Source organism: Sphingopyxis sp. (genome assembly GCF_019459305.1).
GTDB lineage: Bacteria > Pseudomonadota > Alphaproteobacteria > Sphingomonadales > Sphingomonadaceae > Sphingopyxis.
In genome coordinates this window covers 1-6,000 of sequence record NZ_JAIBES010000029.1, presented here as the reverse complement: position 1 = coordinate 6,000, position 6,000 = coordinate 1, and the positions used below count along the sequence as shown (strand labels likewise).

Annotated in this window: 5 protein-coding genes and 1 other RNA gene; all 6 read left to right on the top strand. The window is 63.4% G+C overall.

All coding sequences use genetic code 11. The features are described 5' to 3' along the window. Positions 1–72 precede the first annotated feature (72 nt). Positions 73–1,164: an aminotransferase class V-fold PLP-dependent enzyme gene (locus K0M74_RS03090; RefSeq protein ID WP_293967835.1), complete on the top strand. Its 1,092-nt coding sequence runs from the start codon at positions 73–75 to the stop codon at positions 1,162–1,164. Continuing rightward, positions 1,161–1,499: a 2Fe-2S iron-sulfur cluster-binding protein gene (locus K0M74_RS03085; RefSeq protein ID WP_293967832.1), complete on the top strand. Its 339-nt coding sequence runs from the start codon at positions 1,161–1,163 to the stop codon at positions 1,497–1,499. Before K0M74_RS03090 ends, K0M74_RS03085 begins: the two co-directional genes overlap by 4 nt. A 484-nt stretch (positions 1,500–1,983) precedes the next feature. Continuing rightward, positions 1,984–2,081: signal recognition particle sRNA small type (ffs, locus tag K0M74_RS03080), an RNA gene on the top strand. A 44-nt stretch (positions 2,082–2,125) separates the two neighbouring features. Then, the gene (locus K0M74_RS03075) at positions 2,126–3,832 is read left to right on the top strand and encodes a DNA polymerase III subunit gamma/tau (protein WP_293967829.1); all 1,707 of its coding nucleotides are present in this window, start codon (positions 2,126–2,128) and stop codon (positions 3,830–3,832) included. Next, positions 3,829–4,164, top strand: coding sequence for a YbaB/EbfC family nucleoid-associated protein (locus K0M74_RS03070; protein ID WP_293967827.1), 336 nt, complete (start codon positions 3,829–3,831; stop codon positions 4,162–4,164). Before K0M74_RS03075 ends, K0M74_RS03070 begins: the two co-directional genes overlap by 4 nt. 123 nt (positions 4,165–4,287) lie before the next feature. Then, a partial coding sequence (lon, locus tag K0M74_RS03065) for an endopeptidase La (RefSeq protein ID WP_293967824.1) occupies positions 4,288–6,000 on the top strand: 1,713 nt, incomplete at its 3' end.

The following is a 6,000-nucleotide window of genomic DNA, read 5'->3' as shown; positions in this document are numbered from 1 at the left end:
GGCCCCCGCCTTCGCGGGGGCGACAACTATGGATCGCTCGACACGAACGGGATAAGGGGGCAGATGCCGCCCATGATCTACCTCGACTACCAAGCCACGACGCCGCTCGCCCCCGAGGCGCGCGCGGCGATGCTGCGCTGGCTGGAAGGACCGGGCGAAGGCGATGGCTTTGCCAATCCGTCGAGCACGCACAAGGGCGGCCGCGCCGCCGCTGCTGCGGTCGAAGTCGCGCGTGATCAGGTTGCTGCGCTAATGCCGAAGGGCGGTCGCGTGTTTTTCACCTCGGGCGCGACCGAAGCGCTCAACTGGGCGCTGCTGCGCGGTGCCGAGATACTTCCCGGCGGCGTGGCGGGATTAAGCATCGAACATGCGGCGTCGCTGCAATGTCTGGAGCGGCTGCACGCAACCGTTCTGCCTGTCGACAGCGACGGCGTCGCTCTGCCGCCTGACGCCGCGCTGCTCCCCGAAAATGGGATCGTAGCGACAATGCTGGTCAACAACGAGGTCGGGACGATCCAGCCGGTCGCCGAATATGCCGCCGCAGCGCATGCGAAGAACAGCTTGCTGCTCTGCGACGCCGTGCAGGGCTATGGCCGCGTCGCTATCCCCGAAGGCGCCGACCTGATCGCCATTTCGGCGCACAAGATTCATGGCCCGAAAGGCATCGGCGCGCTGTGGATCCGCGACGGCATCGACCTGCCGCCGCTAATGTTCGGCGGTGCGCAGGAGCAGGGGATGCGCTCGGGCACCGTATCGCCCGCGCTCTGCGCTGGATTCGGTGCCGCCGCGGCGCTCGCCGCCGAGCGGCTCGACGAAGATGCCGCGCATGTCGAACGGCTGTGGTCGCTGGCGCGCGACATGCTGCCCGAATGGACGATCAACGGCGCCGTCGATGCGCGTTACCAAGGCAATCTCAACATCCGGCGCGAGGGCGTGAACGTCCTGCGCCTGATGTCCGACGCCCGCAATATCGCGTTCTCGCTCGGCAGCGCTTGCGGCAGCGGGTCGGGCAAGGTCAGCCATGTGCTGCGCGCGATGGGCGTAAGCGAAGCCGACGCACGCGCGTCGATCCGCCTGGGCTGGGGGCGCTACACCAGCGAGCAGGAACTCCGCGACGGACTGACCGCGATCAGGGACGCGGCACGATTGCAGGGGGTCAATTGATGCGCGTCACCTTCATCCACGCCGATGGCAAGGGACGCACCGAGGCCGAGGCGGAACCGGGCAGCATCCTGCTCGACGTCGCGCAGGCGTACATGATGCCGCTCGAAGGGACGTGCGAGGGCCAGATGGCCTGTTCGACATGCCACCTCATTGTCGCCAAAGAGGATTTCGACCGCCTGTCGCCCGCGACCGAGATGGAAGAGGATATGCTCGACCTTGCCGCCGGGGTGCGGCGGACAAGCCGTCTCGCGTGCCAGATCTTGCTGACCGAGGCGATGGACGGGCTGACCGTGCATATCCCGGGCGAAAGCCGCAACATGCAGGGGCCGCGCTAGCTGCTTTCGGTCGATAGCGGACATCGATCATGGTCGCGCACCATGCCGGTAGCGATCCCGATCAAGGCACGCTAGCTTGAACCTATGGACGAAGTTCAGCGAGAGAAATGCCAACAGTATGGCGCCGAATTCATGCCATCCGACGACACCTATAAGCTCGGCATCTCCGAGAGCGCCCTCCAAGGACAACTACCGCTAAACGGTCTGCGCCATTTTCCAGAAAGTGGAACTACCGGCTGGTTCATATGGTCAGGGGAGCTGTCCAAATGGCCCTGACTTTTTCAAACCGTTGCATGTATATCATCTACACAAGCTCTGTCCCGCAGCATTGCCATATATTGCGCTGCCGCCGGGGTGGAGGTTTCTAGTTGCGCCGGGGCATGAGGACGTTTGGTTCGATGGTACACTGCTCGACACCTAAGCCGATATCGCGCTGATCGATAGGACCGTTCTTGCATTTCCGCTCAGCCGCCGCCATATGCGCCGCGGGAGTCGGGCGGACGTGGTCTTCGCCAACCCGGTCAGGTCCGGAAGGAAGCAGCCGCAACGAATTCGCCGCGGGTCGTTCCGGCTCCCACCCAATTTCCCCCTTCGACAAGATCGCGCGCCGTCCCTAAGACGATGCCATGAGCGATTCCGCCGACGACGAACCCCCGATGCTGGGAATGGACCTGCCCGAGGTGAAGCCGCAGGCGTCATCCGGCCCGTACCGCGTTCTCGCCCGCAAATACCGCCCGCAGACCTTTGCCGAACTGATCGGTCAGGATGCGATGGTCCGCACGCTCGGCAATGCCATCGCGCGCGACCGGCTGGCGCATGCGTTTCTGATGACGGGGGTGCGCGGGGTCGGGAAGACGTCGACCGCGCGCCTGATCGCCAAGGCGCTCAATTGCATCGGCCCCGATGGGCAGGACGGGCCGACGATCGATCCGTGCGGGGTGTGCGAACCGTGCCGCGCGATCACCGAAGGCCGCCATATTGACGTCATCGAAATGGACGCCGCGTCAAACACCGGCGTCGACGATGTGCGCGAGATTATCGAGGCGGTGCGCTATGCCGCGGTGTCGGCGCGCTACAAAATCTACATCATCGACGAAGTGCATATGTTGTCGCGTAACGCCTTCAATGCGCTGTTGAAAACGCTTGAAGAACCGCCGCCGCACGTCAAATTCCTGTTCGCGACGACCGAAGTCAACAAGGTGCCGGTGACGGTGCTGTCGCGCTGCCAGCGTTTCGACCTGCGCCGTATCACCCCCGACATGCTGTTCGCGCATTTCAGTTCGATCTTGCAGAAAGAGGGCGTCGAGGCTGAGGCGCCCGCGATCTGGCTGATCGCCAACGCCGCCGAAGGATCGGTGCGCGACGGTCTGTCAATTCTCGATCAAGCTATTGCACATGCCGACCTTGATGGCGGTGGCATGATCGGCGCCGATCAGGTGCGCGTCATGCTCGGCCTGTCCGACCGCACGTCGATTGCCCAGCTAATGGCGGCGATCCTCGAGGGCGACAGCGGCGCGGCGATCGATCTCGCGCGGGCGCAATATGCGCTCGGGATCGAACCCGTCGCGATGGTGCGCGGGCTGATGGACCTGACCCACGCGGTGACGCTCGCCAAAGTGTCGCGCCACGACGACCCCGCGCTGGCCGAGGCGGATCGCGAGCGCATCGGCGACTGGGCGCAAAAGCTGGGCTTCGCGCCGCTCAACCGGCTTTGGCAGTTGCTGCTCAAGGGGCATGACGAGGTGCTGCGGGCGAACTATCCGCTCGAGCATCTCGAAATGCTGTTGCTGCGGGTGATTTATGCGGCGTCGATGCCCGATCCCGGGGAACTGGCAAAGCTGCTCGAATCGGGCCGCGTGCCAACGATGCCACTCGCCGCGCCGCCCGCTTCTGCCGGGCGAGAAACCGCTGCCGCGGTACTTGTCGCAGAGACTGTGCCCGACGCCGAGCTCCCAGCGACATCGCTGACGATCGCGCAGATTCACCAATTGCTCGAAAGCAGTGGCAATCACCGGCTCGCGGTGCAGGTCCATGATCATCTGAAGGTCATCACCCTCGAGCCGGGCCAGCTGGTCTTCGCCGCCGTCCCGGCGCTGTCCGCGACATTCCCGCGCGATATGGGCGATGCGCTGCTGACCGCAACCGGCAGCCGCTGGCATGTCCGCTCGGGCGAGGGCGATGCGCGGCCCAGTTTGGGCGAAATGCGCGACGCGACCGCCGCGGACAATGACGCGCGGATCCGTGAACTGCCGGTCGTCAAGGCCGCGCTGGCCGCTTTTCCCGACGCCAGCCTTGAAGACCCAGCCGACAATCGCCATAAGTCCAATCCATGAAATCTATCGAAGAAATGATGAAGGCGGCGCAGGAAGCTGCTGCCACGGTGCAGGCGCAGATGCAGGAGGCGCAGGCGAAGCTCGACAGTGTCGAGGTCGAAGGCGTTTCGGGCGGCGGGCTGGTGCGGATTCTTGCCAGCGCCAAGGGCCGGATAAAGTCGATCGCCATCGATGACAGCCTGATCGTTCCTTCGGACAAGCAGATGCTTGAGGACTTGCTCGCCGCGGCGTTCAACGATGCGCGCGAAAAGGCCGACCGCGTCAGCAACGAAGAAATGGGCAAGATGACCAGCGGCCTGCCGCTGCCTCCGGGCTTCAAGCTGCCGTTCTAAGCGGCTTTGCCCTCGCTGTTCACCGCAGCGACATTGAATGCGTGCGAAGTTACGCCATATTAGCGATGAACACCCTATAAGAAGGGCGGAGCGTCCGGTTGTGGCGCCTGTCCAGGAGCCGTAATGACGCAATCTTTTCCGCTTTTGCCGCTGCGTGACATCGTCGTTTTCCCGCACATGATCGTGCCGTTGTTCGTCGGCCGCGACCGTTCGGTCGCCGCGCTGGAAACCGCGATGGAATCCGACAAGGAAATCTTCCTCGTTGCCCAGCTCGATCCGGGCGAGGACGATCCGCAGCGCGATGACCTCTATGACGTCGGCGTGATCGCCACCGTACTCCAGCTGCTAAAGCTGCCCGACGGCACCGTTCGCGTGCTTGTCGAGGGCAAGGAACGCGCGAAGCTGGTTGCGCTGACGAACGACGACAAGACGGTGATGGCGAGCGTCAAGTCGATCGATGACACCGTCGACGACAGCGTCGATACCGCCGCGTTGATGCGCTCGGTCGTCGATCAGTTCGAGAATTACGCCAAGCTCAACAAGAAGATGCCTGCCGAAACCGCGGTCCAGCTGTCGCAGATCGACGACGCCTCGCGCCTCGCCGACTCGGTGGCTGGCAATCTCAACATCAAGGTGTCCGACAAGCAGGCGCTGCTCGTCGAGGATACGCCGTCGAAGCGGCTCGAAATGGTGTTCGCCTTCATGGAAGGTGAGCTGGGCGTGTTGCAGGTCGAAAAGAAGATCCGCGGCCGCGTGAAGCGCCAGATGGAAAAGAGCCAGCGCGAATATTATCTGAACGAACAGCTCAAGGCGATCCAGCGGGAGCTCGGCAACGACAATGGCGAGGGCGGCGACGACCTAGCCGAATTGCAGCAGAAAATCGACGGCCTGAAGATGTCGAAGGAGGCCAAGGCCAAGGCAAACGCCGAGCTCAAAAAGCTGCGCGCGATGGCACCGATGTCGGCGGAGGCTACCGTCGTCCGCAACTATCTCGACACGCTGATCGGCCTGCCATGGGGCAAGAAGTCGAAGCTGAAGAAGGACATCGCCGCGGCGCAGGCTGTGCTCGACGATGATCATTATGCGCTCGAAAAGGTCAAGGACCGCATCGTCGAATATCTGGCGGTGCAGGCGCGTACCAACAAGCTGAAGGGGCCGATCCTGTGCCTCGTCGGACCGCCGGGCGTCGGCAAGACCAGCCTGGGCAAGTCGATCGCCAAAGCGACCGGGCGCGAGTTCATCCGCCAGTCTTTGGGCGGTGTGCGCGACGAGGCCGAAATCCGCGGCCACCGCCGCACCTATATCGGCTCGCTGCCGGGCAAGATCGTCACGAACCTTAAAAAGGCGGGGACGATGAACCCGCTGTTCCTGCTCGACGAGATTGACAAACTGGGTCAGGATTTCCGCGGCGATCCGGCGTCGGCACTGCTCGAAGTGCTTGACCCCGAACAGAATGGCAAATTCCAGGACCATTATCTGGAAATCGACATCGACCTCAGCGACATCATGTTCGTCACCACGGCGAACTCACTGAATTTGCCGCAGGCGCTGCTCGACCGCATGGAGATCATCCGCCTCGAAGGCTATACCGAGGACGAAAAGGTCGAGATCGCCAAGCTGCACCTGATCGCCAAGCAGGTCGAGGCGCATGGGCTGAAGGACGGCGAATTCACGCTGACTGACGAAGGCCTGCGCGATCTGATCCGCTATTACACCCGCGAGGCCGGCGTCCGCACGCTGGAGCGCGAGATTGCGCGGCTGGCGCGCAAAGCGCTGCGCCGTATTCTTGAGGGCAAGGCCGAAAGCGTCACCGTCACGTCCGAAAATCTCAACGAG

What these genes read in the sequence shown, in the direction of transcription:
- K0M74_RS03090 (WP_293967835.1), top strand. Translation starts at nt 73, where the DNA reads ATGATCTACCTCGACTACCAAGCCACGACGCCGCTCGCCCCCGAGGCG.
- K0M74_RS03075 (WP_293967829.1), top strand. Translation starts at nt 2,126, where the DNA reads ATGAGCGATTCCGCCGACGACGAACCCCCGATGCTGGGAATGGACCTG.
- K0M74_RS03070 (WP_293967827.1), top strand. Translation starts at nt 3,829, where the DNA reads ATGAAATCTATCGAAGAAATGATGAAGGCGGCGCAGGAAGCTGCTGCC.